Source organism: Pedobacter sp. 01N416 (assembly GCF_056399685.1).
In genome coordinates this window covers 1-3,083 of sequence record NZ_JBFTRT010000585.1, presented here as the reverse complement: position 1 = coordinate 3,083, position 3,083 = coordinate 1, and the positions used below count along the sequence as shown (strand labels likewise).

General features: G+C 39.8%; 3 protein-coding genes. All 3 read right to left on the bottom strand.

Annotation, left to right across the window (positions count from 1 at the left end; all coding sequences use genetic code 11):
* Positions 1–588: cation:dicarboxylate symporter family transporter (locus tag AC1DND_RS24060; RefSeq protein ID WP_477585099.1), on the bottom strand; the 588-nt coding region annotated here is incomplete at its 3' end.
* 65 nt (positions 589–653) lie between these two features.
* Positions 654–1,679, bottom strand: a complete 1,026-nt coding sequence (locus AC1DND_RS24055) for an isoaspartyl peptidase/L-asparaginase family protein (RefSeq protein WP_477585098.1) — start codon at positions 1,677–1,679, stop codon at positions 654–656.
* A gap of 57 nt (positions 1,680–1,736) precedes the next feature.
* Positions 1,737–3,083 (bottom strand): ABC transporter ATP-binding protein (locus AC1DND_RS24050; protein WP_477585097.1); only part of this gene is annotated, 1,347 nt, incomplete at its 5' end.

Here is a 3,083-nt window from a genome sequence, read left to right as displayed (position 1 = left end):
CATTATCACCTTCATAATTTTGAAGAGCACTTTCGATATTTTATCGAAGGCATTTAATACGCTTGTTCCCTCTCCACCTAATTTATTTAAACCATAACCAAAAAGAATGGCAAACAGCAAAATCTGTAAAATGTTTCCCTCAGCAAAAGCGGCAATCACATTATGCGGGATAATATGCAGAAAAAACTCTGCCCAGTTCATATCTTTAGCTTGCTCGGCATAACCAACAATTTTTGTAGCATCGCTAGCCTTAGTTATCATTCCGGCACCTGGCTTTAAAACATTGGCTACCACTAAACCAATTGCAATAGCTACCGTACTTACAATTTCGAAATATAACAATGCTTTACCACCTACCCTGCCTACTTTTTTCATATCGCCCATGTGTGCGATTCCTAAAACAATAGTAAAGAATATAATTGGTGCAATTAACATGCTAATCAGGTTGATAAAACCCTGACTGATCAATTTAGCTGTAGGTGCAAAACCGGGGAAGAAAATCCCAACATTAATTCCTATTATGATGGCAAGGATAACCTGAAAGGTTAAATTGGAGAATACTTTTTTTACAAATTCTATAAATGTCATCTTTATTTTTTTAGGTGTTTTGGTTTGCTATTGAATAATGAACAGACCGTAAGCTTAAAATAATTTTATTTATAAATACTGACCTCAATTTTCCCGTCGGCAGTAATTGCACCTCTATACATTCCCTCGGTATTAAAGGGCATAGTCATATTTCCTTTTTTATCTAAAGCAATTAAACCACCGTTGCCACCCATTTTACCTACTTTATCTAACGCAATTTTCGATGCCTCTGCAACAGATAAGCCCTTATATTCCATTAAATCGGAAATGGTTTTTGCCACCACATTACGGATATAAAACTCGCCCCAACCAGTACAGGAAATACCTGCTGTTTCATTATTGCAGTAGGTACCTGCCCCTATAATTGGTGCATCGCCCACACGTCCGTATTTTTTGTTCGTCATACCACCGGTTGAAGTTCCCGCTGCCAGGTTTCCAGCCTTATCTAAAGCTACACAACCCACCGTACCAAATTTGTAATCGTGGTTTTTAATTCCAAATAATTCCGATTTTTTAGTTCCATGATCTAAAACCGCTTTGGTAGAATCTTCTTTAATGGCCTGTTGTAAGCCATCCCAACGTTCCTTAGTCCAGAAATATTTAGGATCAACGATTTCCAATCCAGCTTCTTTTGCAAACTGATCGGCACCTGCGCCAACCATCATTACATGCTCCGATTTTTCCATCACGGCTCTGGCAGCAGAAATTGGATTTTTTATGGTAGTTACCCCCGCAACGGATCCCGCCATTAAGGTTTTTCCATCCATTATTGCGGCGTCGAGCTCATTTCTGCCATCATGTGTAAAAACAGCACCTTTGCCAGCATTAAAATGTGGATCGTTTTCTAAAACGTGAATGGTTGCTTCAACAGCATCGAGGCTCGATTTACCTGCTTTAATTTCTGCATAACCTGCATTTAATGCTTGTGTTAAGGCAGCGATATAGGCAGCCTCTTTTTCGGGACTCATGTTCTTTTTGAGAATGGTGCCGGCACCACCGTGAATCACCATTACATATTTTTTCTGTTGTGCAGAAACCTGCAAGGCTAAAGCCGAAAACAAGAACAAGGCAAGTAATTTTAACCGTTTCATCTTCCTATTGGGTTTAAGAAGCCGTTAAATTAAGAAAATCCTTGAGAATAAATGCGTTTAAACTTTAGCTATCCCTTTGGATGAGAACTGCAGATCGTAAAGCTTTTTATAGTAGCCATTTAATCTTAACAGCTGCTGATGTGTGCCTTTTTCTTTAATCTCACCCTTATCGAGCACAATAATCTGATCGGCCTTTTGAATGGTGGATAAACGGTGGGCAATTACAATCGAAGTTCTACCGTCCATTAAGTTATCAATGGCTTTCTGGATCAATAATTCTGTTTCGGTGTCAACTGATGAAGTGGCCTCATCTAAAACCAAAATAGCCGGATTATGCACGAGGGCACGGATAAACGAAATCAACTGGGCCTGACCAGCTGAGAGTGTAGCACCTCTTTCCATCACATTATATTGATAGCCACCCGGTAAACGTTCGATAAAATCGTGCGCACCAACTTTTTTGGCAGCATTCACCACTTCTTCGATGGTAATTTGGGGGTTATTTAGTGTAATGTTGTTTAAAATGGTATCCGAAAACAAGAAAACATCCTGAAGTACAGTAGCAATATTGCTCCTTAAGTAATCCAGATCAAAATCTTCGATATGAATGCCATCTACGGTGATATCTCCCTTTTTTACTTCATAAAAACGGTTCAGGATATTAATTGTGGAAGATTTACCAGCACCCGTTGCCCCCACCAAGGCCACAGTTTCGCCAGCCTTCACTTCGAATGTAAGATCTTTCAGCACATAGTTTTCGTCGTTATAGGCAAACCAAACCTTTTCGAATTTAATATTTCCGTCTAATTTGGTTGGCTTTTGTCTCCCCGTATTTGGCGTAGTTTCATCAGTATCTAAAACTTTAAAAACACGTTCGGCACCTACCATTCCCATCTGCAGCGTATTAAACTTATCGGCCAACTGGCGGATCGGTGTAAATACCATACCCAGGTACATAATAAACTGTGTGATGGTTCCAGGCGTTACATCCAACGGTTTGGAAAGAATACTTTTTGCGCCGTACCACACCAACAAACCCAACGACATGGCCKAGATTAACTCCACCACCGGAAAAAAGATAGAATAATACCAGTTAGAACGGATATTGGCATCACGATAGCGCTTGTTAATGGCGTAGAATTTTCTGTATTCCTGTTTCTCCCTGGCAAAATACTGCACAATAGATACACCCGTAATGTGTTCCTGCAAAAAAGTATTCAGGTTAGAAACCTCATTTCTAATTTCCTGAAAAGCCACTTTAATCGCTTTCTGAAATTTCCGGGTAGCAATAATCAACAATGGAATGGGCAAGAGCACCACTAAACTCAATTGCCAATCGGTATATAACATGACGCACACAATCACTACCACCTGCAAACTATCGCCTATCATCGAGATTAAACC

Excerpts from the sequence above, each read along its gene's own strand:
- AC1DND_RS24055 (WP_477585098.1), bottom strand. The coding sequence starts at position 1,679 with ATGAAACGGTTAAAATTACTTGCCTTGTTCTTGTTTTCGGCTTTAGCC.